19 protein-coding genes are annotated in these 25,988 nt (G+C 63.8%); 10 read left to right on the top strand and 9 right to left on the bottom strand.

Annotated features, from left to right (window positions below; genetic code table 11):
- Positions 1-194: 194 nt before the first annotated feature.
- The 5 genes from KA184_12375 to KA184_12355 all read left to right on the top strand — a co-directional run bounded on the left by KA184_12375 (position 195) and on the right by KA184_12355 (position 6,689).
- Complete coding sequence (locus KA184_12375) at positions 195-1,346, top strand: ketose-bisphosphate aldolase (GenBank protein ID MBP8130366.1); 1,152 nt, start codon at positions 195-197, stop codon at positions 1,344-1,346.
- A 131-nt stretch (positions 1,347-1,477) separates the two neighbouring features.
- Complete coding sequence (gene ispH, locus KA184_12370; GenBank protein ID MBP8130365.1) at positions 1,478-2,398, top strand: 4-hydroxy-3-methylbut-2-enyl diphosphate reductase; 921 nt, start codon at positions 1,478-1,480, stop codon at positions 2,396-2,398.
- A 157-nt stretch (positions 2,399-2,555) separates the two neighbouring features.
- A complete protein-coding gene (locus KA184_12365) occupies positions 2,556-4,052 on the top strand; it encodes a B12-binding domain-containing radical SAM protein (GenBank protein ID MBP8130364.1) in 1,497 nt (498 codons plus the stop codon).
- A 50-nt stretch (positions 4,053-4,102) separates the two neighbouring features.
- Complete coding sequence (locus tag KA184_12360) at positions 4,103-5,833, top strand: amidohydrolase family protein (GenBank protein MBP8130363.1); 1,731 nt, start codon at positions 4,103-4,105, stop codon at positions 5,831-5,833.
- A 55-nt stretch (positions 5,834-5,888) separates the two neighbouring features.
- Complete coding sequence (locus KA184_12355) at positions 5,889-6,689, top strand: metallophosphoesterase (GenBank protein ID MBP8130362.1); 801 nt, start codon at positions 5,889-5,891, stop codon at positions 6,687-6,689.
- Positions 6,690-6,717: 28 nt separating this feature from the next.
- Here KA184_12355 and KA184_12350 read toward each other — a convergent pair whose 3' ends face one another.
- The 4 genes from KA184_12350 to KA184_12335 form a co-directional block, all read right to left on the bottom strand.
- Positions 6,718-7,851, bottom strand: coding sequence for a class I SAM-dependent RNA methyltransferase (locus KA184_12350; protein ID MBP8130361.1), 1,134 nt, complete (start codon positions 7,849-7,851; stop codon positions 6,718-6,720).
- A 47-nt stretch (positions 7,852-7,898) separates the two neighbouring features.
- The gene (locus tag KA184_12345; protein ID MBP8130360.1) at positions 7,899-9,971 is read right to left on the bottom strand and encodes a right-handed parallel beta-helix repeat-containing protein; all 2,073 of its coding nucleotides are present in this window, start codon (positions 9,969-9,971) and stop codon (positions 7,899-7,901) included.
- A 56-nt stretch (positions 9,972-10,027) separates the two neighbouring features.
- Positions 10,028-10,624, bottom strand: a complete 597-nt coding sequence (locus KA184_12340; protein ID MBP8130359.1) for a hypothetical protein — start codon at positions 10,622-10,624, stop codon at positions 10,028-10,030.
- 78 nt (positions 10,625-10,702) lie between these two features.
- Positions 10,703-11,767 carry a Gfo/Idh/MocA family oxidoreductase gene (locus tag KA184_12335; protein MBP8130358.1) on the bottom strand — a complete coding sequence of 355 codons (1,065 nt, stop codon included), beginning with the start codon at positions 11,765-11,767 and terminating at the stop codon, positions 10,703-10,705.
- Between the two features lie 256 nt (positions 11,768-12,023).
- On the opposite strand from KA184_12335, the gene KA184_12330 reads away from it, so the two are divergent.
- The 3 genes from KA184_12330 to KA184_12320 are packed head-to-tail and all read left to right on the top strand — an operon-like array spanning position 12,024 to position 17,881.
- Entirely contained in the window at positions 12,024-14,141 is a 2,118-nt protein-coding gene (locus KA184_12330) for a hypothetical protein (protein ID MBP8130357.1), read from the top strand.
- Positions 14,142-14,180: 39 nt separating this feature from the next.
- Positions 14,181-15,806: a hypothetical protein gene (locus tag KA184_12325; GenBank protein MBP8130356.1), complete on the top strand. Its 1,626-nt coding sequence runs from the start codon at positions 14,181-14,183 to the stop codon at positions 15,804-15,806.
- Between the two features lie 5 nt (positions 15,807-15,811).
- The gene (locus tag KA184_12320; protein ID MBP8130355.1) at positions 15,812-17,881 is read left to right on the top strand and encodes an enterotoxin; all 2,070 of its coding nucleotides are present in this window, start codon (positions 15,812-15,814) and stop codon (positions 17,879-17,881) included.
- 35 nt (positions 17,882-17,916) lie between these two features.
- Here the strand turns inward: KA184_12320 and KA184_12315 are convergent, their stop codons facing one another.
- The 5 genes from KA184_12315 to KA184_12295 all read right to left on the bottom strand — a co-directional run bounded on the left by KA184_12315 (position 17,917) and on the right by KA184_12295 (position 23,481).
- The gene (locus tag KA184_12315) at positions 17,917-18,081 is read right to left on the bottom strand and encodes a zinc ribbon domain-containing protein (protein MBP8130354.1); all 165 of its coding nucleotides are present in this window, start codon (positions 18,079-18,081) and stop codon (positions 17,917-17,919) included.
- 147 nt (positions 18,082-18,228) lie between these two features.
- Positions 18,229-19,041 carry an NYN domain-containing protein gene (locus KA184_12310; protein ID MBP8130353.1) on the bottom strand — a complete coding sequence of 271 codons (813 nt, stop codon included), beginning with the start codon at positions 19,039-19,041 and terminating at the stop codon, positions 18,229-18,231.
- Between the two features lie 193 nt (positions 19,042-19,234).
- Positions 19,235-21,133, bottom strand: coding sequence for a translational GTPase TypA (typA, locus tag KA184_12305; protein MBP8130352.1), 1,899 nt, complete (start codon positions 21,131-21,133; stop codon positions 19,235-19,237).
- A 312-nt stretch (positions 21,134-21,445) separates the two neighbouring features.
- Positions 21,446-22,306 carry an HDOD domain-containing protein gene (locus KA184_12300; GenBank protein ID MBP8130351.1) on the bottom strand — a complete coding sequence of 287 codons (861 nt, stop codon included), beginning with the start codon at positions 22,304-22,306 and terminating at the stop codon, positions 21,446-21,448.
- A gap of 167 nt (positions 22,307-22,473) precedes the next feature.
- Positions 22,474-23,481 carry a hypothetical protein gene (locus KA184_12295; protein ID MBP8130350.1) on the bottom strand — a complete coding sequence of 336 codons (1,008 nt, stop codon included), beginning with the start codon at positions 23,479-23,481 and terminating at the stop codon, positions 22,474-22,476.
- A 584-nt stretch (positions 23,482-24,065) separates the two neighbouring features.
- Here KA184_12295 and KA184_12290 point away from each other — a divergent pair.
- The gene (locus tag KA184_12290; protein MBP8130349.1) at positions 24,066-24,989 is read left to right on the top strand and encodes a prepilin-type N-terminal cleavage/methylation domain-containing protein; all 924 of its coding nucleotides are present in this window, start codon (positions 24,066-24,068) and stop codon (positions 24,987-24,989) included.
- Positions 24,990-25,271: 282 nt separating this feature from the next.
- Positions 25,272-25,988 (top strand): hypothetical protein (locus KA184_12285; GenBank protein MBP8130348.1); only part of this gene is annotated, 717 nt, incomplete at its 3' end.

Genomic DNA, 25,988 nt, shown 5'->3' with positions numbered 1-25,988 from the left:
AAGGCGTGCAAGGCTTGATTTGACTTCGGTGCCTCGAAATAGGTATAAATAAGCACGGTGTTAGCGGACACCGCGCCCACCTCTGCCTTCACAGGCATCCCGAATTTCTGGGAAAACGTGACAAGCGCCGTATACGCATACAACGGCGCGCAAGCCGGGAATGGCGCGGCCATGCCCCGAGGAGAACAAGCATTATGCCACTCGTACCCATGCGACAGATACTTGATGAAGCGGCCAAAGGCGACTATGGCGTTGGCGCGTTCAACGTCAACAACATGGAACAAATCCAGGCGATCATGCAGGCCGCGAACGACACGAACAGCCCGGTGATCATCCAGGCGAGCCGCGGCGCGCTGAAATACAGCAAGATGGTCTACCTGAAGAAGCTGATGGAAGCGGCGGCGGAAGAATACCCGCACATTCCTGTGGCGATGCATCTCGACCATGGCAACAGCGTCGCGACGTGCATGCAGGCCATCGAACTGGGGTTCACCTCGGTGATGATCGACGGTTCGCTCGATGAATCGGGCAAGAAGCCGAACAGTTACGAGCAGAACGTCGCGATCACGAAGGAAGTCGTCGAACGGGCGCATCCGCTCGGCGTGACGGTGGAAGGCGAACTCGGCTGCCTTGGCGGCATCGAAGACGGCCACGGCGCGGGCCTGAGCACGGACCAAGTCAACGCGCACCTGACCGACCCGAAGCAGGCGGAAGAATTTGTGGCGTCGACGAACGTCGACGCGCTCGCGGTGGCCATCGGCACGAGCCACGGCGCGTACAAGTCGGGCCGCAAGGACCCGAAAACGGGCGAGGTGCTGCCGCCGGCGCTCGCAATGGAACGTATTCACGATATTCACAAGCGCATGCCCACGTGCCACATGGTTATGCATGGCTCGAGCTCGGTGCCGCGCGAACTGACGAACCAGGTCAATGCGCACCACGTGGTCCAGCGCGTCGAGGGCGACCCGGCCAAGCTCCTGTTCATGGGCAAGGTGTACAATCTGCACGATGCACTGGATGTGGCGAGGTTTCTCGCGGCCGTGACGTCGCAGAACCGGATGCCCGGCACGCAGGGCGTGCCGCTGGAACAGATCGCGGACGGCATCCGTCACGGCGTGCGCAAGGTCAACGTGGACACAGACAGCCGCTTGGCCATTACGGGCGCTATTCTCCAGGTGTTCGCGGAGAGCCCGGGCAAGTTTGACCCGCGCGACTACCTGAAGCCGGCGCGGGAATCCGCGTACAACGTTTACGTGGAGCGCATGAAGGCGTTCGGCCAGGCCGGCCATGCGGGCGACTACAAGCCGTTGTCGCTCGATGACATGAAGGCCTTCTACGGCAAGTAGGGCGGCAAAGCGGCAGGTTTCGCGCGTTGAGGCGTGTTGCGGGCGTCTCAACGCGCGTTGTCTTGTGGAATAGGACGCCGGTCCGTGGATGTTTCTTCCCGCGAGGGCGGCCGGCGGGCGAAGGATCCGGCATGCATATCATTCTTGCGAAGCCGCGCGGCTTCTGCGCGGGCGTCGAGCGGGCGATCAAATGCGTCGAGCGCGCGCTCGAACGGCACGGCGCGCCCGTCTATGTTCTGAACAATATCGTTCACAACGCGCACGTCGTGAATGACCTGCGCCGCATGGGCGCCATATTCGTCAAGCACGTCGAGGACGTGCCCGAGGGCTCCCATGTGCTGTTCAGCGCTCACGGCGTAGGTCCGGACCGGTGGGACAGCGCGCAGCGGCTGCATCTCGAAGTGATCGACGCCACCTGCCCACTGGTCGAAAAAGTCCATCATGAGGCGAGGCGTTTCGCCTCGCGCGCCATGACGATCGTGCTTGTAGGGGAGGCGGGCCACGACGAGACCATTGGGACGATGGGCCAGGCGCCCGAGAACATCAAGCTGATCCAGTCTAAGGAAGAGGTGGCTGCGCTCGAGGTCGAGGATCCGAGCCAAGTGGCCTATATCACGCAGACCACACTGAGCGTCGACGACTGCGCGGAGATCGTTGAAGCGCTCAAGGCCCGTTTCCCCGAGATCGAGGGTCCGCCAAAGGAAGACATCTGCTACGCTACGTCGAACCGGCAGGCGGCGGTGCGCGCCTGGACCCCCGAAGTCGACTTGGTTCTCGTGGTCGGCGACACGGAAAGCGCCAACTCGACGCGTCTCGCGGGCATCGCCCGTGGGCTCGGCAAGTCCGCCTATCTCATTCCCGACGCCGCCGCCATCGACGCCGCATGGCTGGAAGGCGTCACAAGGGTGCTGATTACTTCCGGCGCAAGCGTGCCCGAGGGCTTGGTGAAAGGGGTCATCGAACACTTGCGCGCCGTCGAACCGTGCGAGGTGGAAGAACGTGCGCTCGTTGAAGAGAGCGTCCATTTCCGTCTGCCCAAAAGTGTAGCGTGAGCAAGGGCCGGACTGGAACCTGACGGGATTTTCACCTGGTTTCCCTGTGTTGCCATACGCGGAGCGGTCCGGCGTTTGTCTTGACCGGCGCTCGCGACGTGGGCTTGCGCATAAACCGCTTCACGTGGCAGGCGGGACACGCAGAAGGATGTCATCCATGGCGCGCGTGGCGTTTTGTCAGGACGTGCTGGTCGAGTACATGGGCTTCATGTGCATCTCGGCGGTGCTGAAGGAAGCGGGCCACACGGTCGATGTCTTCTTTGACAACCAGACGAACGAGGAGAAGTTCCTGCGCGAGGTGGCTGCTTTTCGCCCCGACGTGGTGGGTTTCTCCATCTTGTCGCCCAGCGCGCCGTGGGCGCTGCGCACCGCGAAACGGGTCAAGGACGCGACAGGCGCTATCATCGTATTCGGGAATGTGCACGCCATCTTCCGGCCTGATATCGTCGAGGACGAGGGCGTGGATATCGTCTGTCTGGGCGAGGGTGAATACTGCATGCGCGAATTGTGCGCGGCCTTGGACCGGGGCGAAGACTACAGCCGCATCGAGGGGTTCTGGGTAAAGACGCGCGATGGTGTCGTCCGCAATCCGGCGCGCCGCGACCTCGTCGTCATGGATAACCTGCCGTATCACGACCGCCAGCTCTACGACAAGTACGTGTTCTTTCGGCGCAGCCCATACCTGCGCGTCATGACCGGGCGCGGTTGCCCATTCTCATGCACCTTCTGTTCAAACACGCCGCTGAAAGACCACTTCGGGGACGGGGGCGCCTACATCCGCAAGATGAGTCCTGAGCGGGCCATAGCGGAGATCGAGCACACGCTCCGCAACCATGCCGCAAGAGTCAAGACCGTTTTCTTCATCGATGAAGTCCTCTGGGTCAAGAACCAATGGCTGCGCGATTTCCTGCCGCTCTACAGGGACCGGGTAGGCATACCTTTTCTCGCCAATTTCCGTTTTGGGCCTATCGAGGAATCCGACATCCGGCTTTTGGCGCAAGCCGGCGCCTGGGGGGTCGCGGTGTCGGTGGAAACGGCCGACGAGGAGCAGCGCCGGAATCTGTTCCACAAGAACGTCAGCAATGACCACGTAATCCAGGTAACGGACTGGTTGCGGAAATATGGGGTCGAGTTCGGCCTGAGTGCGTTTTTCGGCCTGCCCGGCGAAACCTTCGAAGAACAGGTGAAACGCCTTGAGTTCTACCGGCGCGTGAACCCCTTCTATCTCTGGACAACCTTTTTCCAGCCGTATCCGGGCCTGCCCCTGTCGGAGCACGAGGAGGTCCAGAAATATCTGCCGCCGGGCAAGGACTTCCCCGTGACATTGCACCACGAAATGTATCTCGACATACCCGACCGCGACCGTTTGGCGAACCTGAAGAAGGTCTATTACCTGTGCATGAAGTTCCCGCGGTTGCAGCCCCTGCTGGTCCGTCTCTGCAATTACCGGATCCCGCTACTCTTCGATTTCCTCTTCTTGCTGCATTTCGCCTATTATACGTTCCGCGTCGAGGGCGTGTCGGTGTTCCAGTTCCTTATGCACCTGCGGACGTTTGCGCTGCACCCGCTGCGTCGCGGATTGTCTACGCGCGGCCGTCCGTCTCCCGAGCCGCACGTGGCCGTCACGGCGAAGCCCGGCCCGACGGAAGACTGATTCTGGCGGAACACCTCGCGCACGATTGCCGTTTGAGGGAGGACTCTATGATGTTTGATGCACTATTGCGTGGCGGGACGGTGGTCGATGGAACGGGGCGTCCGGGGATCTCGGCGGATGTGGGTATCGAGGGCGACCGTATCACGCTGGTGGGCCGGGCGAACGGCGCCGCGGCGCGGAAGGAAATCGACGCATCAGGCAAGGTCGTGTGTCCCGGTTTTGTCGATCCGCATTCGCACGCCGACCTCACGATGTACCGGGAAGACCACGAAACGCTGCTCGCCCCGCTCGTGCGCCAGGGCATCACGACTTTTGTCGGCGGAAACTGCGGCATGGCGCTTGCCCCGCTTCAGGACAAGAACCGCGCCGCTATCGCGACGTACCTCGAATTCTTCACGCAGACGGATTTCTCGCGTGCGCCGTGGCGGACCACGGGCGAGTTCTTCAACGTGGCCGAATCGCAGGGTTTGCTGCTCAACAGCGCCGTGCTGGCGCCGCACGGCCTGCTGCGCATCGCGGAAACGGGCGCGGACACGCGCGGCGCCACGGACGACGAAGTCGAGCGCATGGCCGTTGCGCTGGAACAGGCGCTTGACGAAGGTGCGGCGGGCCTCAGCACGGGGCTGCAATACTGGCCGGGCAACCAGAGCGATACGCGCGAACTGGTCCGCCTGGGCCGCGTGCTCAAGAAATACGGCGGAGTGTTCACGAGCCATCTGCGCAGTTATTCGAACACGCTGGACAAGGCGATCGACGAGGTGGTCGAGGTCGCGCGGGAGAACGACATCGCCGGCCAGATCTCACACATTTTCTGGGTGCCCGATTACGGCAGACTCGGGCCCGTGGTGCGCAAGGTCATTCGCGGGCTCGCGGCATTGTCGAAATACTGGACGGTGCCGCTGCCATTGTATGTGCCTCAGCAGCAGAGGATTGACCAGATGATGCGTGCGCGGAAATGCGGCGCGCGTGTCAGCATGGATATCATGCCCACGACGACGGGCTTCACGCACATGCTGGCCTTCTTCCCACCTTGGTCGCTGGAAGGCGGACGCGAGCGCGTCGTGGAGCGGCTGCGCGACCCGGCACAGCGCCGCCGCATCCGGCAAAGCATCGAGCACGGCAAAATGGCATGGCCGCACACCGGGCCTGACGCGTGGTCGCTGAACCTGTTCCGCCTCATGGGCTGGGAATGCGCGCGGATCATGGCCGTGGCCACGGAAAGGAACAAGCCGCTTGAAGGGCGCAGCCTCGTCGATATCGCGCGCGACCGGAAGGTGCATCCATTCGATGCGGCATGCGACCTGCTGCTCGAAGAGGACGGGCACGTACTCGTGTTTGAAAGCATGGCTGAACCAGACGACGCGTTTACCGAACGCTCGACTTTTGCGGGACTCAGGCATCCTGAAGTCATGATCTCGACGGATACGATACTTATGGGCATGGGCAAGCCGTCGAGCCTGTTCTTCGGCTGCTATCCCTTCTATCTGGGGCGCTACGTGCGGGAGAAAAAGCTGCTGCCTCTCGAGACGGCCATCCGCAAGTGCACCGGCCTTGCCGCCGAGCACTTCAACCTGCGCGGCCGCGGCAAGGTCGAGCCCGGCGCATTTGCCGACATTGTGGTCTTCGATCCACGCACGATTGCTTCGCACGCATGCTTCAAGGACCCGGAGCAAGCGCCGGTGGGCATCGAGCACGTGTTCATCAACGGCAGGCACGTCGTGGAGGGCGACACGTTCCGCGGCGACCTGAAGGCGGGACGGCTGCTGCGGCGCGGTGCGTAGCGCGAGCGCCGGCGCGCCGGGGGCACAGGAACCAAGAGGAACCGTTGGGGAAGACATGGTCCGCGCGGCCTGGTTGACGGATATTCATCTCGATTTCCTCAGTACGAGCGTCCAAGAACGCTTTTTCGAGCGGCTTGCGGCGGAGGAAGCGGACTGTATTTTGCTCGGGGGCGATGTGGCGCACGCTGCCTCAGTGGCGCCCCTCCTGCAGCGGCTCGAGGAAGCGCTGCAAAAACCCATCTACTTCGTGCTCGGCAACCACGACTTCTATCACGGGTCTATCGCCCGGGTGCGCGAAACGATGCGAACGTTGTGCCGGCAGGCGCGCTTCCTGCACTGGTTGAGCGCGCTCGGGGCCGTGCCGGTCACCGCGCACACCGGACTTGTCGGGCACGACGGCTGGGGCGACGGCCGCTACGGCGACTACTGGCGCTCGACCGTGGAGCTGAACGATTTCCGGCTCATCGAGGAACTGCGCGGGTGCGACCGGCGCGCCCGGTTTGCCCGGCTGAACGCGCTGGGCGACGAAGCCGCGGCCCATCTCGGCGCGGTGCTGCCGGAGGCCCTGGACCGTTTCGAGCATGTCGTTGTGCTCACGCATGTCCCGCCTTTTGCCGAGGCCGCGTGGCATGAAGGCCACGGCTCGGACGCGCATTTCCTGCCTTTCTTCGCGTGCCAGTGTGCCGGGGAGACGCTAAGGAGGGCGCTGGCGGCCCACCCCGGCAAACGAATGACCGTGCTGTGTGGCCATACGCACGGCAGCGGTTACGCGCGCGTGACGCCGGGCCTGGAAGTGTTCACCGGCGGGGCCGAGTATGGCGCGCCGATGGTGCAGCGGATATTCGAGTGGGAGTGATCCAACTACTGGCCTTCCGTCGCGCGCGCTACCGTTCGAAACGGCACACGGTTTCGACGTGCGGCGTACTGGGGAAGAGGTCGAGCACGACCGCGCGCGTGACGCGCCAGCCGCGTTCCGTGAGCGCCTTGGCGTCGCGCGCGAGCGTCGCAGGATCGCAGGAAACGTAGACGATCGCGCGGGCCGCCGCGCCGCCGAGCGCCGCGGTCAGCGCCTTCGCGCCCGTGCGGGGCGGGTCGAGCACAATTACGTCCCAGCTCCCGTTGCCGATGGCGCGGGCCATGGCGGTTTCGTCACCGGCCCGGTATTCACCCCGCCCGAGCGCCGCGGCGGCCGCCACGGCGGAGCGGTTGTGGTCATAACCCGCGACGCGCATGTTCCCGGCAAGGCCGAGCGAGAGATTGCCGCTCCCGCAGTAAAGGTCGAGCAGACTTTCCGCCGAACCTGCGAATTCGTGGACGGTCCGCACAAGCAAGCGGTTCAACAGCAGGCTCGACTGACAGAACGCCCCATTCACCACGGGCACGCCGTCGAACAGGAACGTGGCGCGCTCCGCTTCGTCCCGTGGTGATTGCGCCTGAGCGAAGACGGCGCGTAAACGCCTGTTCGTGAACGGGGTCCACACCAGCACGTCGACGTCTTCGGGGTTGACCGTCACGGTTACGCTGCCCTTCAGCTTGAGTTCGCGCAGCCGCGCCAGCGCCTCGTTGAGCTTCCGATGGGACAACGGGCAGGCGGGCGTGTCCGCAATCGCATGGGTGCCGGGCGCGAAGTAACCGAAGTGTTGGCCGTCGCCGTGGAATTCGGCGCGGGTGCGGTAGCCCAGCCGCAGCGCGGGGTCCTCGATCCAATCAGGCTCGACGTGCACGCCGCCGATGCGCGCCAGCACGTCCTTCGCAATACGGCGCTTCCAGAAGCCCTGCGCGGGATACGCGAAATGCAGCCACCCCGCCGCGCCCGCGGGCGTGACAGGCAGCCGGTCTGGCGATGCGACGAGAATTTCGGTGGTTTCGGCCCAGAGCGCGCGCTTTGCCCGCTTCGTGACCCGCGCCCGGACCGTATCGCCGGGCAACGCGCCGGGTATGAAACAGACTTGCCCTTCGACATGGCCGATCCCGTCGCCGCCGTGGGCGAGGGAAGAGATCTCAATCGTGAGTTCCAAGAGGCGTGATGCTCCCTGTGTCAAGCGGCGGCGGCGCCGCTGCCGCACTACCGCACGATAGGCCAGGACGCGCGATCCTCATGGTCGTACGGGCCAATCTTCTCGACGGGGATCGGCTCGAATCCCATCTTGAACGCCGGCGAATCCTCCCGCAGCCGGAAATCCTGATGCGCCGCGTCGACGAAGTGCGGGTCTTCATCAATCAGATTGTCCTGGAAGGCGAGATAGGGCCGCGCGGCGTCTTCCACGTGGTCCCACTTTCCGCCTGCGCAGATATTGCGCGCGATGACGTTACCCTTCGGCGCGTTCGGTTCGTCGTCGAGGATGCCCACGAGTTGCGGGTAGCGTTCGCTGTAGGGGGGCTTGTTGTATACGATGCCGGACAGCGTCCCCTTCTCACGGCCCTCGACGACCCACTCGTCGGCGTGGTAGTGTGCCCAGCCGAGGGCGCGCGCGTCCACGTGCAGCGCCGGATTGCAGTCGGCGAAGATATTGTTCGCGACGGTGTTGTCACGCCCGCCGCCGATGAACGCGGCCATCGTAACCTCGTGGAAGATGTTCCCGAAGATGAGCGCGGAGGCGAACATGTCGTCGAGATAGACGCCGACGCAGCCGCGTTCCTCGAATCCGTTGATCTGGTGCAGGTAGTTGTAGCGGATGACGTGGCCGCGCATGGTCCAGTTGCGCCCCGCGTACATCGCGCCCGCGTCGTTCGATTCGCGGCAGACGCGATAGATCTCGTTGTACTCGATGATGTGGTCGTTGCCGCCGAACATGACGGCGATATGCGGCGCGTCGTGAATGAGATTGTGCGCGACGCGATTGCCGACGCCGGCGAGGCTGACCGCCGACTGGTACATGCGGTTCCACCGGCCATAGTCATGGATGTGGTTGTTCTCCGCCACGAGGTTCGCTGGCGTGAGGGTCGCGCGGTCGCCGCCGCTCAGCGAAATGCCGCCGTTGCCGAGCTGGTACATATCGCAGCCGAAGACGCTGCTGTCCGTCGCGTCCGACATCGACACCGCGCCGCCGCCGACGTTGCGGATGACGCAGCCGGCCACGCGCACGTCGGCGCCGCCCGTGATGCGCACCGCATTCGCGCGCGCCGCCTCCAGGGTCAGTTTTCGGAACGTCACGTGCGACACTTCCGTCGCGACGATGAGCGAGTCGATTACGGATACGACGGTGCGCCCTTCCGCGACCGGCCGCGGCGGCCAGAAATACAGAATGCCGGCGTCGCGGTCGAGGTACCATTCGCCGGGCGCATCAAGTTCCGCGAGCAGGTTGAATGCGTAATACCACTGGCCCTTGCGATAGCCATAGCCGTGATAGGGCGGCGCGACCGCGAGAACGGAATGTTCCGCGTCGATGGATTCGATCTTCTGACGCTGGTCCGACCAGTCCCAGAACCAGTAGCCGTGGAGCCACGCATCCTTTTCACCCACCCACCGATTGGGCCGGTCGCCCTCGTAATAGAATTTGCCGACGGTGCTGCCCGGGATGCCGTGTATCTGGTGTCCATCCTGCTCGACCACATCCACGATCCTGACGAAACCCTCGTTCGGCCAGCGGGACAGGGTCATGGGGTGATCGTTGAAGAAGAGTTCGAGGCCACCCCCGGACGGCGCGCCGAAATCCGTCATTCCCAAAGCGCGCAGGTCCGCCTGCACTACGTGGTCGCGCGCGGCGGCGTCCAGCCGGTCCCGTATGGCGGGATCCGTCACAGGCGCGAAGTTGTCGACGATTCTGCCGCCAATCAGCCGTGCTTCCTCTCCAGAAACCGCGGTATAGACCACCGGGCGACCGGGCATGCCGGAATCTTCCGCGGTAAAGGACAGCGGCTGATCGAGGTAGTACATGCCTCCGCGGATGCGCACCTCGACCCCTCCCCCCGCAGGTGCTGCCCCGCCCGTTGTCAGTGCGCGCACGGCATCGCGCGCGTGCGCGATGGTGCGGAACGGACCATCCGCGCCCGCTGCGTCCGGCTGTGGCAGCGCGCCGGACCAGGCGTCGTTACCATCCGGGGCGACGTGGAATACGCGCGGTTCCTGCGCCCCGGAGATGCAGGCCAAACCCGTGCAGAGAGCGGCGGCAACAAAGCACGAAAACGGAAAACGCATGTCGGCTCCTCCTACAGGCAACGATTGGGGCACACACGGTTGGCCGGTCGCAACGTTCAGAACAGGCCGATATGCCCCTTGATGTGTGCGGTAATCGTGTTGCGCCATTTCGTGGGCGGCGTCGCGGGTACCTGGCCTTCCACCTGGGCGCGGATGGATGCGGCCGCGGACGGGCACCCGTCGATGAGGCCCTTCAGGTTGACCGGGGCATCCGTGGTCAGCACGATCCGCTTGTCTTCGATGCCCGCTTCATCCGTGGCGGTCAGCAACGGTTGTTCGCCCAAAAAGAAACTGAATTCCGTAAGGCCCGTAAACGTGCCGTTCCCGGGCGTCACCACCTCCATGACGGAGCGGACGATAGTGATCTCCTCGATGTGGATGCAGTTCTTGAACAGCCCGACGACCAGGGACCCGAGCGGGACGGTCCGGACGTAGTCGAGGACCGTGTCCTGAGACACGTGTTCGCAGATTTGGATGTCGGGGATGTCGAGATCGATATCGATTGGCACGCCGGGCGGCAGCGGGAAATTGAACGGCGTATCGAAGGACGGCAGGTCGGCGGTAACATCGATCGGGATGCAGCCGGCCCCAAGCAGGCTCGAAACAGCAAGAAACGCGGGTAAGCATAGGTTATGCAGACAGCGCGTGCGCATGATCGTGACCTCCCTCTGTTTGTCCAAGACCACAGGACGTCATCCGCGTATTATCGCACACCCATGTTAACCTTGTATTCAACGATTATCCGTGATTACCCGCGCAGCTTTCCCGGTCCTGCCGGACTTGTAAATGGCGCAAGCGACCTCGACGGCGTGGCGTGCCGCGGAGAGGGGGACTATTGGGTCCCGGTTTTCGCGGATGGCGCGGACAAGGTCCTCGATGATGATCAAGTGCCCGTCCGTACCGACGGCCATGGGGTCCTTGGCGATTGCGTCCACTCGCGCGCCGGCCCCGCAGCCGAACCGCGCGAGCATGCGCGCGCGCTCCCTCTGTGTGCCCATGGCGTAAAGATCGATCCGGTTGCCCACGGTGCGGAACGAGCCTTTCGTGCCGTAGCCGTAAATGGTCTGCGCGCCTTCGGGAACGCAGCACGTGGTCGTGTACAGGGCTCCCAGCGCGCCGTTCGCGTAGCGCAGGCAGGCAACCGTCTGGTCTTCCGCCTCGATGTCGTGATTATGCACACCGTAGAAGGCGCAGACGCTTTCGACCAGACCGCCGAAAAAGATGAGCAAGTCCAGTGTGTGAATTCCTTGGTTCATGAGACTGCCACCGCCGTCGATGACCCAGGTGGCGCGCCACGCGCCGTGAATTCCCGCGAAGTAGTCCGGCCCCCGATACCAAGGCAATGCGCCGTGCAGCCCGATGAGCTTGCCCAGCTTGCCCGCGTCCAGGGCCTTCTTGATCGCGATGTTGCAGGCGTCCATGCGTGACTGAAAAATGCATGCGCACTTGACGCCCGCCGCGGCGACGGCTGTTTCGAGCTTCTTGATGCGAACCGGGACGATGTCGACCGGCTTCTCCATGACCAGGTGCTTGCCCGCGCGCGCCGCCTGCATGCCCATCCGCGCGTGGTAGCCGCTCTCGGTCACGATGTTGACCACGTCAATGCCGGGGTCTCGGAGCATGGCTTCGTACTCGGTGTACGCCTTGCACTCGTATTGAGCCGCCACGGGGCGCAGCCGCTCCTCATCCACGTCGCAGACGGCGACGAGCCGCGCCCCGCGCGCGCGCGCAATCGCCTTGCAGTGATGCTGGCCCATGCCCAGCCCCACGACGGCAAAGTTCAGTGGCTTGGTCATTCCCTGGCGTCTCCCTGCGCGCGCGAGGCGCGCTCCGCATTTACCTGACGGTGATACATCTTTCTTCTTTCGTGCTCGTGCGTGACGCATCCCCGCCCGTCAAGCCGCTAGTCTAGAACGCGGCCGGGTTGCATTCAATTTCGGCCGGTCTGACAAGACCCGCGCCAGGAGAACGGGGATTCCGGGAATTCCGCGGCCGCGTGGCCCTGTTCCTGCCCGTTCGGTATACTGGCGCGCGAGACCCGAGTGAGCAGCCATGCCGGAACAGATTCCGCAGCCCGAAACGAGCGCGCCGCCGCGTGCCGGACGAGTCCGGTTCGCGCGGCTGCTGCGCAGCGACCTCTTCGTCGCCTTGGCGCTTGCATGGCTCGCGGCGCTGACGGGCATGGCGTATCTCTTGTCGCCGGGCGGGGACAAGCTCCCGACGTTGCCGCCGTATTTCTGCAGCAGCGCCGTGACCTTGGCATGCGGACGGGGTTTCGTCTTTCCCGAGCCCGGCTCGATCCCCGCGCTGAACGAGTTCCTCGATTACAGAACGCAGGTGTTCACGCCGGACCAGTTGCCCGCGGAGTTCCCAACCTGGGAACACGCGGTGTTCCGCGAAACGCACCAGTATTTCCTGTACCTGCTCGGGGGCGTGTGGTGGCTGTTCGGCATCGGCTGGCAGACCATGAAGCTGCTGCTCGCGGCCTTTTTCGTTGTGTCCGTGCTGCTGGTCTACGGTATCTTCCGGCTGGGCATGGGGCGGTTGCTCAGCGCGGCGGGCGCGCTGATATTCATGCTCTCGCCGCTCGTGTTGACGGCGTTGCCCATGCCGCGCGACCTGTCAAAGGTGCCTTGGCTGCTCGCGGCGTTGCTGGTCATGGGCGTGCTGGTCAAGTGCCGGTGGCGGCGCTGGCCCTATCTCGGGACAAGCGCGTTGCTCGGCCTCATCATCGGGACCGGGCTTGGTTTCCGGCAGGACCTGCTCATCTGCGTGCCGCCCGCGCTGGTCGTCGTGCTGTTCCTGGCGCGTGGCGCCGCGCGCCTGCCGGTCTTCCTGCGACTGGCGGCCGCGGCGGCGCTTATCGCCTGTTTCTATGTGCCCGCGCGGCCCATCCTGCAGGCGACGGAACGCGTCGGCACGCTGGCCTACCACAACGTCATGAACGGCATGGCCGCGTCTTCCGACGAATTCATGGGTGTAGGGCCGGCGTCCTACGAGGTGATGTACTGCATTAACGACAACTACTCGCACGCGGTCCGGACGAGCTACGTGCGCCGCGTCCTGGATTTCAAAGGGGCGATTCACAACGAAGGCCAAGCCGCCGCATGGGCGGGCAGGCAATTCGTGTTCGAAGTGTTGCGCACCCTTCCCGCGGACCAGATAGTGCGCTTTCTCTGCGCCGTCAAATACTTCCTCGGCGACGCGGCCGTCAGCCTGCAGATACACGCGACGCCCGGCGAACCGCTCGTGGCGCACGCGACGCGGCTGCTGGGCCCGGTCGCGGCGCACATGGAGCAATTCGGCGTTTGGTACGCGGCGGCGGCCTTCGTGCTGATGGGTTTTCTCGACGTGCGCGCGGCGATTGGCGCGCTGTTCCTGCTGCTGTTTTTCACCGGGTATCCCGTAATCCAGTTCCAGCCGCGGCACGTGTTCCATCTCGTGTTTGCGCCCTATTGGCTCGCCGGATTCCTGCTGCACGTCCTCTGGCGCGGTCTTGTCTCGCTGCGCGGGGCGGAGGCGCGGGCGCTCGCGCGGCAGACGCTGCTTCACCCGCGCGCATGGTGGCGGCCCCGCGTACGCAACGCGGCCGCTTTCCTGGCCACCGTTGCGGTGCTGCTTGCCGGGCCGCTGGGGCTGGCCACGGCGTTGCAGCGCGGGACCGTCGGCAAAATCGTGGAACAGCACGCCGCGGCCGGCCTGGAAGAACTTGCCGTAGAGCAGGCATCCCTGCCGGACGGACCCCAGGTGTGGCGCCTGTTCAAGCCCCTGGACCTGCCCAAGCCCGTTATCGACAACCCGAACATGTGGGTTTGGCTGCCCCACGAAGAATACCTCGTCATCGAATTGCAGGGCGACTTGCAGGACCTGCCGCTCCGCCTCGTCTACACCAGTTCGACTGGCGCGGTCGATTTCGGGCGGACGGTTCACCCGCACTTTACGGCATCCGGCGCAGATACGGTCCGGTACTTCTTCCCCGTCTACGAATTCCTGGTTGACAACCCGTACCTTGGAACGAGCGCGTTCCAGGGGGTCGCCCTGCCGGGGGAGCGCGCCGATGTCTTCCGCAAGCTGTATCGCGTTACAAACTCGGGGGATTTTCGTCTGCTGTTGAACCTCGCGCTCCCGCAAGACCGCGCGCGGTTTCAGCCGCTGCAGACGTTGTGGTGAATTCGCCCGCGCAACCGTACACGGCAAGGAGACGCGCTCATGTTATCGAAAGGTTCTTTCCCGCGGCGGCATAGGGTCATCACGGCGCTGCTGATTCTCCTGGTCGCGCTCGTGGCGTTGCTCGGCTACCGCATGAAAGGCCCGTATCGCTGGTACCATCTCGATTTCGTGAATGCAGGCGGCGGCGCGGCGCCGGGCGTGCTCGAGGCAGGCGTCGCGAAGCGCGACATCACGCCGGACCTCGCGAAGTACGACACGTTCAACGACGTGGACAACGATAACACCTACAAGCCAAGCACCGGGCTCTTGAGTTACGTCGGGCCGCTTGCGGGACCGGACACTTACACGGACACGAACCATAATGGCGGATTCGACGCGGTTTGGATGACCGGATTCAATACGGACCGGCCCGCGAAGGGCGTTCACGACCCGCTCGACGTGCGCGCCGTCGTGCTGCGCAGCAACGGGGTCACGGTGGCGCTCGTCACGCTCGACGCCATCGGCATGTTCCATGACCGGGTTATCGACATCCGGCATCGCATCGATCCCGGCCTGCGCATCGACCACGTGATAGTCTCCTGCGTGCACAATCACGAATCGCCCGATATCATGGGCATCTACAGCGGGCCGATCCCGACACCTTGGAATTTCGACGATGCATACCTTGAACAGGTGCTCAACGCCTGCAAGGAAGCCGTCGAAGAAGCGGCGGCCCATTTGCAGCCGGCTGAGATGTATTGCGCAACGAAGGAGCTGGCCCCGGCCGGGTTCGTGGCCGATTCGCGCAAGCCCATCGTCATCGACACGCAATTGCACTGCATCCGCTTCGTCAAGCCGGGAACGGAAGAGACAATCGCGACCGTGGTCAACTGGGGCAATCATCCGGAGGTGCTGGGCGGGCGCAATCCGTACATCACGGCGGATTTCTGCGGCTACTGGCGCAACGGCGTCGAATCGGGCGTTCCGGGACCCAACGGTACGGAGGGCCTGGGCGGTATGTGCCTGTATTTCCAGGGCATGGTCGGCGGGCTTATGACGCCGCTCGGTGTCGAGGTGCCGCACCGCGAGGGGACGCGCGTGTTCCAGGAGGAATCCTTCGAAAAGGCGCAGGCGCTGGGCGAGAATCTGGCTATTGCGACCGTGAACGCGTTGCGCGGCGACGGCGTATGGAAGAACGAACAGCCGCGCCTGGCCGTCGGCGCCAAGACCATCTACGGGCCGATTCGGGGATTGTTCATGTACTTCGTCGTCCTCGGCCTGATCCATCCCGGCGTGTTCTGGCCGTGCAACGCGCGGTCGGAGATCGATGTCGTGCGGCTTGGCGATGTCGAAATGCTCACCATCCCCGGCGAAATCTACCCCGAAATCTGTGACGGCGGCGTCGAGAACCCCGAAGGCGCGGATTTCTATCCCCTTGCGCCCGTCGAAACGCCGCCTCTGCGCCGCGACCTCATGGAAGGGCGTATGCGCATGATCATCGGGCTCGCGAACGACGAGATCGGCTACATTGTCCCCAAGAGCCAGTGGGATGCCGAGCCGCCGCATGCCTATGAGCCGGGCGGCCAGTACGGTGAGCAAAACTCGAGCGGGCCGGACATCGCGCCCGTTGTCCACGAAGAGGCCGCGGGATTGCTGCGCCGGCTGCACGAGGCGTTGCGGGAGTAAGATTCGTGACCGGGATGCGCGCCTGCGGCACATCCCAAACGCTGGAGAAGAACATGTTGAGCGGGAATCGCCTCTGGCTGGTTTGCCTGTTCGTGACCTTGGGGAATGCCGGGACCGCCGCCGTGGTGTACCCGGGGCCGGAACCGGGGCCCGCCGTTTCAGACATGCCGGAGAATGCCGTCACGCTCCGGAACGGCGCGGTCTCCGCCACGTGGCAGTTCGACGGCGGGTTGCGCCTCGGCGCGTTCGCTTCCGCCGCGGAGTCCGCGGAACATGCCGCGGCCAATGGCGAGGTCTTTGTCATCTCCCTGACCGGTGGCGGGGTAATCAAGGCTTCGGACTGCACGCTGCGCGAACGTCCTTGGACGGAGAAGATCACCGGTTGCGCCGATGCGCGGCGAGGAGCGGACCGCCGGGACGGCGTGCGGGTCGGGGCCACGCTGGTCTCGCCGGACCAGGCGTTCACTGCCGCGTGGGAGGCGGACCTGCGGGATGACTCAAATTATGTGATCCAGCGCGTGACATTCGCGCCTTCCGCCGGCGTCTTGCCCGTGGAAGCGGTGCGGCTCATCGACCTGGACGCGCAGGGCGCGCAGGTCTGCGGCGCGACGCAGGGCGCGCCGGTGGTTGCAGGGCTTCTCTTCTTTGCCCTCGAGCATCCCATGTCGGAGAGCGCCGTTGCGGAGAATCGCATCACGTGCAGCTTGCGGCGGGGACAGGCTCTGGCCGCAGGCAAGAGTCTGACACTGTCTTCGGTAATGGGAGCGGTTCCGCCAGGCCAACTGCGCAGGGGCTTTCTCCACTACATCGAACGCGAGCGCGCCCACCCCTATCACCCGTTCCTGCATTACAACTCGTGGTACGACATCGCCTGGGCCGGCCGGAAATTCAACGAGGCCGAGGCCCTGGCCGCAATCGAGACGTTCGCGCGCGAACTCACCGGGCAACGGGACGTAAAGATGGACTGCTTCGTGTTCGACGACGGCTGGGACGACAACACGACGCTCTGGCAGTTTCACGGCGGGTTCCCGAACGGGTTTGGGCCCCTGCGGGACGCGGCAGCGCGCTCCGGCGCCGCGGTGGGCACGTGGCTTTCGCCGTTCGGCGGTTACGGCGCGGCGCGCGAGCAGCGGATCAAATGCGCAATGGCGCAAGGGTTCGAAGTCAACCGGAACGGATTCTCGCTGTCCGGGCCGCGGTATTACGCGCGGTTTCATGACATATGCGCCGAGATGGTGCGCGAATACGGCGTGAATTTTTTCAAATTTGACGGCATGGGTCCCGGTAACGACAAGACCGGCGGCGAGGAGTTTCTCGAAGACATCGAGGCGCTGATGCGGCTGGCCGGCGATCTGCGCGAACAGGCTCCGGACCTTTACATCAGCGCGACGACGGGCACGTGGTGCACGCCCTATTTCCTGTGGCACGCCGACAGCACGTGGCGCAGCGCGAGCGACATGGGTTTCAGCGGCAAAGGCACGAAACGGCAGCAATGGATCAACTACCGCGACACGCACACGTACCGGAACGTCGTGCGGCAGGGGCCGCTCTATCCTCTGAATTCGCTCATGACCCAGGGCATCGTCCACGCGCGTTACGGGCCGTCCGCGCTGATGGGCGAAGACCCGAGGGACTTTGCCGACGAGGTATGGTCGTTCTTCGGAAGCGGCACCAGCCTGCAGGACTTGTACATCGCGCCACAGTTGATGACGGACGCCATGTGGAACACCCTCGCCGCGGGCGCGCGGTGGTCCCGGGCGAATGGGGACGTACTCCTGGATACCCATTGGGTCGGCGGGGACCCGGGCGAGCATCAGGTGTACGGGTGGGCATCGTGGACCCCGCGCAAGGGCATTCTGGTGCTGCGCAATCCCGATGACCAGCCCGCGAGCATCACCCTGGACTTGCAGGACGCGTTCGAGCTACCGCCCGGCGCACCGCGCGAATACCGCCTCGCGTCACCGGGGCCGGGCACGAAAGACACACCCCCGCTCAACGCCAGTGCGGGCGCGCCCCGCGCCTTTCTTCTCGAACCGTTCCAGACGGTGGTTTACGACGCCCAACCCGTCCGCTAAGTGCGGTGTCGAGCACCGCGCATGCGGCCAGCAGGTCAGCTCTTCTTGGACGTGACCGCGCCGAACGGAACGATCCGCTGTTGCACCTTCCGGCTGCCGCACTTCGGGCACTTCGGCCGCGCCTTATCGTGTTCGGAAATGGTCATCGTCTTCGAGAAACGTTTCCGGCATGCGGCGCATTGGTACGAGTAGGTTGGCATGGTCAAACCCTCTTTGATGTCGTTTCTCTGTCAGAGAAATAACCCAAACGGCCCGGAAAAGACAAGTTGGGGCGGGGCATGTCTTGTCCTTACGTACCGGGGCATGGGAGATCCGTCGAGGCATGCTTTGCCCCTGCGCAGTTGCCGCTATGATCCCTTGATAATGAAGCCGCCCGACTTCTCGTCGCGTTCCAGCTGCAAGATACCCTGCGCTTCAGCCTCTTCGAGCAATTGGCCGAATGACCGGAAGCCGTACTGGGCCTCACTGAAGCCCGGCTTGCGCCGTTTCAGGGCTTGTTTGACCATGGACCCCCAGATGCGCTCTTCCTCGCCTCGCTCCTCCAGCAGGGCCTCGTAGGTCTCCAGAATGAGTTGCCAGGCCGCTTGCTTCTTGTCCTCGACGGGGTAGGAGGCCTTGCCTTTCGTCCCGCGCGCCGGCTTGCGGCCGGCGTGCCCGCTCCCCGTTTTGGCGGCGGGGCGGGGCGGGCGGACAAGGTCGTCGTAGGAAATGAACTCGTCGCAATTCGCGATCAGCAAGTCGGACGTCGAATTCCGCACGCCGACCCCGATAACGGTCTTGTTGTTTTCGCGGAGCTTGCTGACAAGAGGGGAGAAATCCGAGTCGCCGCTGATGATGACGAAGGTGTCCACGTGTGCCTTGGTGTAGCAGAGGTCCAGGGCGTCCACAACCATGCGGATATCCGCGGAGTTCTTGCCCGACTGGCGGACGTGCGGGATCTCGATCAACTCGAAGGATGCCTCGTGCATCACTGCCTTGGACTCCTTATAGCGGGCCCAGTCGCAGTAGGCCTTCTTCACAACGATGTTTCCTTTGAGCAGGAGCCGTTCGAGCACCTTGTCGATGTCGAACTGGGCGTAATTCGCGTCCCGCACCCCCAGCGCGATGTTCTCGAAATCGCAGAAGAGGGCCATGTTCTTCGTGTCGGCCGTGCGTGTCATGAGTGTAACTCCTGTAACGGATCAGTCTGGATCTTCAGCGCGCGAGCCTCATTCTGACGCGAATCGCGCGATTCGTCAACGACAATATCGCTCTGGGCAGCGGGGGACCGCAGGCGTGTCTCGCGGGCGGCATCATCGGCGAAAATCCGCCCGGAAGCAATGAGGCATGACGGCAACACGAATGAAGGAACATTCATCCCGCGGCTACGACCAGCCGTTTCTCTGCGCGCTTGCGGTCCTCGAGCGCGAGATGGACCTTGCGCACGCGGATGCTTGCCGGGGTAACCTCGACCAGTTCATCCGGCGCGATCCATTCGAGGGCGGCGTCGAGCGTCAGCGTGCGGGGAACGTCGAGCGTAACGGTTTGCTCCTTCGTGGAAGACCGGTGGTTGGTGAGCGCCTTGCGCTTCGTGGGATTGCAGGGGAGGTCGCCGGGACGCGAGTTTTCGCCGACAATCATGCCCGCGTACACCCTGTCCATAGGCGCGATGAACAGCGTGCCTCGCTGTTGAAGATTCTCGAGACTGTAACCCGTCGCGTCGCCCGTGTCGACGCTGACCATGGAGCCGCGGCCGCGGCCGGCGATTTCGCCGCACCAGGGACCGTAGCCGATGAACCGCGACGCCATGATGCCGAGCCCGCGCGTGTCGGTGAGGAATTCACTGCGGTAACCGATAAGCCCGCGCGTGGGAATGCGGAACTCGAGCCGCGTCATGCCCGTGCCGCCGTTGTGCATGGCCATGAGCTCGCCCTTGCGCTGCATCACTTTTTCAATGACGACGCCCTGGTGTTCCGTCAATACGTCGATGACCAGTTCCTCGACCGGCTCCTGGATGTGCCCCGCCGTATCCGTATGCGTGATAATTTCGGGGGCGGACACGCAGAATTCCATGCCTTCCCGGCGCATTTCCTCTATCAGGATGGCCAGATGCAACTCGCCCCGGCCGGAGACCTTGATGGCGTCCATACGCCCCACATCTTCGGCGCGCAGCGCCACATTCGTGCGCAGTTCGCGCGTCAGCCGGGTCTTGAGCTGCCGCAACGTCACGGCGCGGCCTTCTCGGCCCGCGAACGGGCCATTGTTGACCAGGAACATCATCGAGACCGTGGGCTCTTCGATATCCAGCGGCGGCAGGGCGGCGTTCTCGAGTCCGGGAGCCGCAAGCGTGTCGCCGATGCTTAATTCCTTGGGGCCGGCAATGGTGACGATGTCCCCCGCGCACACCTCGTGCGCGACAACCGACTCCAGGCCGCGGGTCACCCAGACATGCACCGCCCGTTCCGCCGTGTGGCCGGCGATTTCCCATTCCAACGCCTCTGGAGCAGTCAGGCTTGCCGATTCCGTGCCCACGCGTCGCGTGACGCACCGCGTCATGTCCATCCCCTTGCGCAAACGGCCCTGGAGGATTCGCCCGGTGCCCGTGCGGCCGATGTGGTCGCGCCAGCCCAAGGTGCTCACTTGCATCAGGAACGGCGCTTCCGGATCGCCCGCGGGCGGGGCCACGCGCTCGACGATGGTCTCAAACAGCGCCGCCATGCCCTTGTCGGGCCCGCCGCCGGGTTCGCGCGAAAGCCAGCCGTGCAACCCCGAGCCGTACAGCGTCGCAAAGTCGCACTGCTCGTCCGTGGCGCCGAGTTCCAGGAAGAGGTCGAAAGTCTTTTCGAGCGCGCCGAGCGGATTCGCGTGGGGCCGGTCCACCTTGTTGATGATGACAATCGGGCGCAGCCCCAGGCGCAGTGCTCGCATCAGCACGTAGCGGGTCTGCGGCATCGGCCCCTCGTTCGCGTCCACGAGCAGCAACACGGAATCGACCATGGAGAGAATGCGTTCAACCTCGCCCGAGAAATCGGCATGCCCCGGCGTGTCGATGATGTTGATCAGGTAGCCGTTCCATTCCACGGTGCAGTGTTTTGCGCGTATCGTGATGCCCCGTTCGCGCTCGAGCTCATTGTTGTCCATGACCCGCTCGACCACGCGCGCGTTCTCGCGGAACACGTGCGTCACGCGGAAGATGCTGTCGATGAGCGTGGTCTTTCCGTGGTCGATGTGAGCGATGATTGCAACGTTCCTGATGCGGTCAATAGGGGTCATTGAACCTCTGCCTGTTCACACGGTGTCTCGCACATCCGGTTGTCTCTCGCTTCTATCGGGTAACACGCCACATGTTTGCTGGGTCAAAAACCGTTTTCCACGCGGGCGAGAAGTACGCCACGCCCCCCTCGGGGCCATCGGAAGGATGTGGAAGTATTATACAGGTCTTCGTGGATAGAGGCAAATGCTCCCGCGCAATCCGGGCCGAGCCTGCGCTGACGCGCGTGCCCGGGAAGCCGCAACCGTGGGAAGAGCGAGTGAGGCCTGACGATACGGCTCCGGGTTCACGCGGGTGAGGAAGCCCTTCGCAGCCTATAGCAGCGCGAAGACGGGCGTGCTCCACTGCCGGGTCTCTTCGGTAATCGCCGCGACCGCTTCCGGCCCGAAGGCAACCTCTTCCCAGAAGGGCTGGCTGTTAATGAATTGCAGCGTCTCCTCGGAGGTGTCCTCGGATTCCAGGGCGTCGGTGACGGTTTCCGCGGCCCGGACCGCGCGCGCCAGCGTGCGCGCGTCCGCTCCGGCCTGGTCCGGCTGGTTATGCCAGGTCACGGCCTCCACCAACTCGGGCGGCAGGTTCCATTGCTCCAGCAGGCAGCCGCCTATCTGCCCGTGGTCCAGCCCCAGTTGCGCCTGCTCGGCTTCCGGCCGGGGCCGCGCGCGCGCCGCGATGTCCGCCTGGAGCCGCTCGTAAACGTCCGGAAAATACTGGTCCAGGATGAGCAGCCCGATATCGTGCAGCAATCCCGCCATGTAGGCTTCATCCTCGTCGATGTATACTTTGCCCGACGCCGACCGGGCAATCATGCGCATGCACACGGCGGTCCTCAGGCTTTGCTGCCAGAAGCGCTTCATATCCAGATGGCGGCCCAGGTTCCCAAAGGCCTTGATGATGGCCGCCGCCGACACCAGCCGCTGGACTTCCTGCAGCCCCAGGCGCACGAGCGCGTCGCGCAGCGACACGATCCGCCCGGACATGCTGCTGAAGTACACGACCGAGTTCGCGACCCGCAACACGCTGGCCGCGATGGCCGGATCCTCTTCGACCACGACGGCAATCTCCTGGATGCTGGCCGAATCGCTGTGCAGCATGCGTTCCAGTTCGAAGATGATGGACGGCAGAGTCGGCAGGTCTTCCAGCAGGCTGAATTTTTTGGTCAATTCGTCTCGAAACATGCGGGGAACCTCGTTCCTGACAGCCGTCATCCGGAGCCTCCGGCCCCATACTGCGCCATGCGGCGGATAATGCCAAGGCGGTGGAACCGCAGCGACGAGACTTTACGGCTGCCGGGTCTACGGTAGCATCAACCCGGCAGCCGCGCAACGTGAAGAAGGCCGCGGCCTCAATTGCGAATACCCGCGTCGTCCGCGCTGTGGCCGCCCAAGAGAGCGTCCAGTTCCGCACGGGAGAGACGCTTGCGCGCCAAGGCGCCGCGGAGGGCGTTCCGGTGCTCCGCAATCTGGTCGCGCAGCACGGAGAAGCGTTTCTGAGGGGCGTTCCGGACTTCGCAATAGCCACTGAAAAGGCTCTCCTGCGCCTGACGGCGCAGGGCGCTGCCCTTTACGCGGAACAGCCGGTCGTCGTAATAGTCCGGCTGGTATCTCAGGTAATGGTCCTCCGGCTCGTCGTCCGCCAGCCAGAACACGCGGTCGCCGAGCATGGCGAGGCGCACGCGCAGCGCTTCCGGATGGACCAGCAGCACCTTGTTGCGCTGATACACGTCTTCCACGCTCAGTTCCTTCCACCACGACTGGGCGTATGCGCCGAGGGCCCACTCGGGTTCGTGAAACGGGACCTCGCCGGGGTTTAGCGCAAAACCTTCGCTCTTGCGCCCGCGAATCTGGACCAGGTGACCGCCGTGAAAGAGAGGAATCACGGGAAGATGTTCCGGGTCATACGGTACGCCTTGCTCTTCGAGCGTCAAACGCGTGAGCGCGCGGCGCACCGCAATATCCTGCAGATGCGTGGCGCCGCATTCCTGTTTCGTGTAATCGAGGCCCGATTCCACGTTCGACGGCTGGATGTCGTACACCTCGCTTGCCGTCGACACGAGCCATGCGCGCAGTTCCGGGTTGTTCTTCAGGAAGTGGTAATACCCGTCCTCGTACATCAGGTAGCCGTCGTAGCGCGATTCGACCAGGCCGTCGATGAAGTGGGCCGGCAGCCAGTTCTCGGGGCCGAACCGCTCGTCGAAGCGTTCGTATTGGCCGCCGGCATGGAACCCGCCGAACCCGAGATAGTGGAAGATTTTGACCCACGCTTCGCGCACCTCGGCTACCCGTTCGCCATTGCGCACCCAGCGGCGTATCTCCTGCTCGCGCATCGTTCGCACCTCCGGTGCCGCATCCACGCGGCCGTTCCCGTAAAATTCCACGCGGGCCCGATGTGTCTCGATCGTGTTCCCAAGAAGCCCCTGCACTATGGGCCGATATGCATACGTCGCTTCCGCGTGCGGCTTTCCTCTGCAATGATAGTTTCTTTCCGAGGCAAATGGCGCGAAGCGCAGCGGGGCGTGAGCCGCCTTCTTCGCAGATGCCCTCGAGGGAGGAACAGCCGGCGTTCGCGGGCGGTATCCGTGGAGATTCCGCCCCGGGTCGGGTCACGTTGCGTTTTGAACGCCGGGGAGAATTGACTTCCCGGCGCATGTTGTGCCACGCTGGCTTTTGTTGAAGGGCGCTTCACGTATGGACGCTGCTTTCTTGCGGTCCAATGTCGAATTCGGGGGCATGGGGAGAGTGACCACTGAGGTCAAGAGTGAACGATTGGCTGCTTGAAAGCGTGGGGCGCAGAAATCTCTCGTGGAAGATACGCGAAACGTCAAGGAGCGGTTTTACCGGGTTGAAAGAAGGACCGCATCCTGGACAACCTGGCGGGCAGGAATGATATCCCTGGGTTGGTGCAGACCGGGGAACTGGAACGGAAGGGAGACAGAGTATGAGCCGCAGTAGAGGTTTCACGCTGATCGAGTTGCTGGTGGTTATCGCCATCATCGGCATCCTGGCCGCCATCCTGCTGCCGGCCCTGGCGCGCGCCCGCGAATCGGCGCGCAGGGCCAGTTGCCAGAACAACCTCAAGGAGTTCGGCCTCGTCTTCAAGATGTATGCGAACGAGGCGCCCGGCGGTATGTTCCCGCCCGTCAATCCGCAGGGCAAGGACGTTAAGGGGATTCTGATGTGCCCGGACGCCGAAGCCATTTATCCGGAGTATCTCACGGACGACAGCATCTTTGTGTGCCCCTCCAGCGCGCGGGTGATGGTCGAAGACATGACCCGCGGCGACGGCACCAGCATCCTCAGGTTCGACATCGACCAAAGCTATGATGTCTGGAAGGCAACCTTCTCCTACTACTACCTGGGATTTCTCTTTGACCAAGCCGAAGACACCGACCATCCGGTTGATGTGGCGCCGTTCTTCAGCGCGCTGGGCATCACGCCGCCCGCTGGGGACACGACCGCGGCCGGCCAGATAACCTTCTGGTATCTGACCATGATCTCCAAGCCCAGCGGCGTGATCTGGAGCGACCTCTCAAGCCGGGCCGCGGTCAAGAAAGACCTTGACGAGGACGTGACGGTCCAACCCCCGATCGGAAATGGCGAAGGCGACACGATTTACCGGCTTCGCGAAGGCATTGAACGGTTCCTGATCACGGACATCAACAACCCCGCGGCCAGCGCACGAGCGCAAAGCGAGGTCTTCATCATGATGGACGCCGTCTCGGTCAAGGCATCCGACTTCAGCCACGTCCCCGGCGGTTCGAACGTCTTGTACATGGACGGTCACGTGGATTTCATCCGCTATCCTGTCCAGGCGCCCGTAAACCGCAGCGGAGCCTTGCTCGGGTACGCCAACAGCCAGTGACGAGCCGAGACGGGCGGGTAGCGAGCCCCATCGGCGGCGAGCGTCGCGGAACCACGCGGCAGGCGCGCCCATGTTGCGGGTCCGGGCTGCTCTCTTCGGGAAGTCCCGGGCTTGTGGCTCGCACGGATTTCCACAGCGCGCTTCGTGGCGAGCGCGGCGCCGTCAGGCGTCCCGTCGGATGCGTCGTATGGCGTATTCCGGCGTTGTCCGTCCGGCAGAACCAGGAATTCGGACGGTTTCGGCTTCCGTAATGCCCGGCGCTCCGGCGTCTGAGGAGGTGTTATGCGGCAATTCCTGCTCCTGCTGACGGCCGTTGTCATGGGTGCATCCGCTCGCGCCCAGGAACTGACGCCGGACGAGAAGGACCGCCTGGATGCGATGGACCAGGCCTATTCCGCCGACAAGAAGACCGCGGCCTTCGATTACGCCTGGTTGTTGTACCGTACCAGCGACCGGGCCAATTGGCGGAAGGCGGACGAGGTGCTGAAGGAGGTCATTGCTCAGCAGGACTCGGACCCGGAATCGACGACATACGGCCAATGGGGGTGGACACGCCGCGACGGGGAGAGTTTTGGCGACCTCAACAGAGCGCTGTTCCGGGCGGACGTGATGTTCGTCAAGTTGTGGGAGCAGCAAGACAGAATGTCGCGGTCCGCGCGGTCCGCGTTCCGGGAGTCCTGCCGGCGGTTGACAGAGGCGGCCAGACGCCGCTGGGACACTGAAATCTTCGATGTCGGCCGGGATTTCACCGCATACAGCAACATCTTCGTGTTGTACGTGGAAGCCTTGATGCTGGCGGGGGAACGTTTCGGCGATGCCCGCATGAAGAAGATGGCCAAGAGCCAGTGGGCCCGCTGGTATAACCACATTTCAGTCTTTGGGATCGACGAATTCGCTTCGCCGGCGTACAACTACGTAATCTTCTCGCACTTGCCGAATATTCACGATTTCTCCCATGACGAACGCATCGAACGGGAGAGCAAGGAGGTGATGGACCAT

Source organism: Candidatus Hydrogenedentota bacterium, assembly GCA_018005585.1.
In the GTDB taxonomy this organism is placed as follows: domain Bacteria; phylum Hydrogenedentota; class Hydrogenedentia; order Hydrogenedentales; family JAGMZX01; genus JAGMZX01.
Note: the sequence above shows the minus strand (reverse complement) of the source record. Positions and strands in the feature narration are given on the sequence as shown.

Bases quoted from the DNA above. Each gene is read 5' to 3' on its own strand.
- KA184_12375 (MBP8130366.1), top strand. From the start codon at position 195: ATGCCACTCGTACCCATGCGACAGATACTTGATGAAGCGGCCAAAGGC.
- ispH (MBP8130365.1), top strand. From the start codon at position 1,478: ATGCATATCATTCTTGCGAAGCCGCGCGGCTTCTGCGCGGGCGTCGAG.
- KA184_12365 (MBP8130364.1), top strand. From the start codon at position 2,556: ATGGCGCGCGTGGCGTTTTGTCAGGACGTGCTGGTCGAGTACATGGGC.
- KA184_12360 (MBP8130363.1), top strand. From the start codon at position 4,103: ATGTTTGATGCACTATTGCGTGGCGGGACGGTGGTCGATGGAACGGGG.
- KA184_12355 (MBP8130362.1), top strand. From the start codon at position 5,889: ATGGTCCGCGCGGCCTGGTTGACGGATATTCATCTCGATTTCCTCAGT.
- KA184_12345 (MBP8130360.1), bottom strand. From the start codon at position 9,971: ATGCGTTTTCCGTTTTCGTGCTTTGTTGCCGCCGCTCTCTGCACGGGT.
- KA184_12340 (MBP8130359.1), bottom strand. From the start codon at position 10,624: ATGCGCACGCGCTGTCTGCATAACCTATGCTTACCCGCGTTTCTTGCT.
- KA184_12335 (MBP8130358.1), bottom strand. From the start codon at position 11,767: ATGACCAAGCCACTGAACTTTGCCGTCGTGGGGCTGGGCATGGGCCAG.
- KA184_12330 (MBP8130357.1), top strand. From the start codon at position 12,024: ATGCCGGAACAGATTCCGCAGCCCGAAACGAGCGCGCCGCCGCGTGCC.
- KA184_12325 (MBP8130356.1), top strand. From the start codon at position 14,181: ATGTTATCGAAAGGTTCTTTCCCGCGGCGGCATAGGGTCATCACGGCG.
- KA184_12315 (MBP8130354.1), bottom strand. From the start codon at position 18,081: ATGCCAACCTACTCGTACCAATGCGCCGCATGCCGGAAACGTTTCTCG.
- KA184_12310 (MBP8130353.1), bottom strand. From the start codon at position 19,041: ATGACACGCACGGCCGACACGAAGAACATGGCCCTCTTCTGCGATTTC.
- typA (MBP8130352.1), bottom strand. From the start codon at position 21,133: ATGACCCCTATTGACCGCATCAGGAACGTTGCAATCATCGCTCACATC.
- KA184_12300 (MBP8130351.1), bottom strand. From the start codon at position 22,306: ATGTTTCGAGACGAATTGACCAAAAAATTCAGCCTGCTGGAAGACCTG.
- KA184_12290 (MBP8130349.1), top strand. From the start codon at position 24,066: ATGAGCCGCAGTAGAGGTTTCACGCTGATCGAGTTGCTGGTGGTTATC.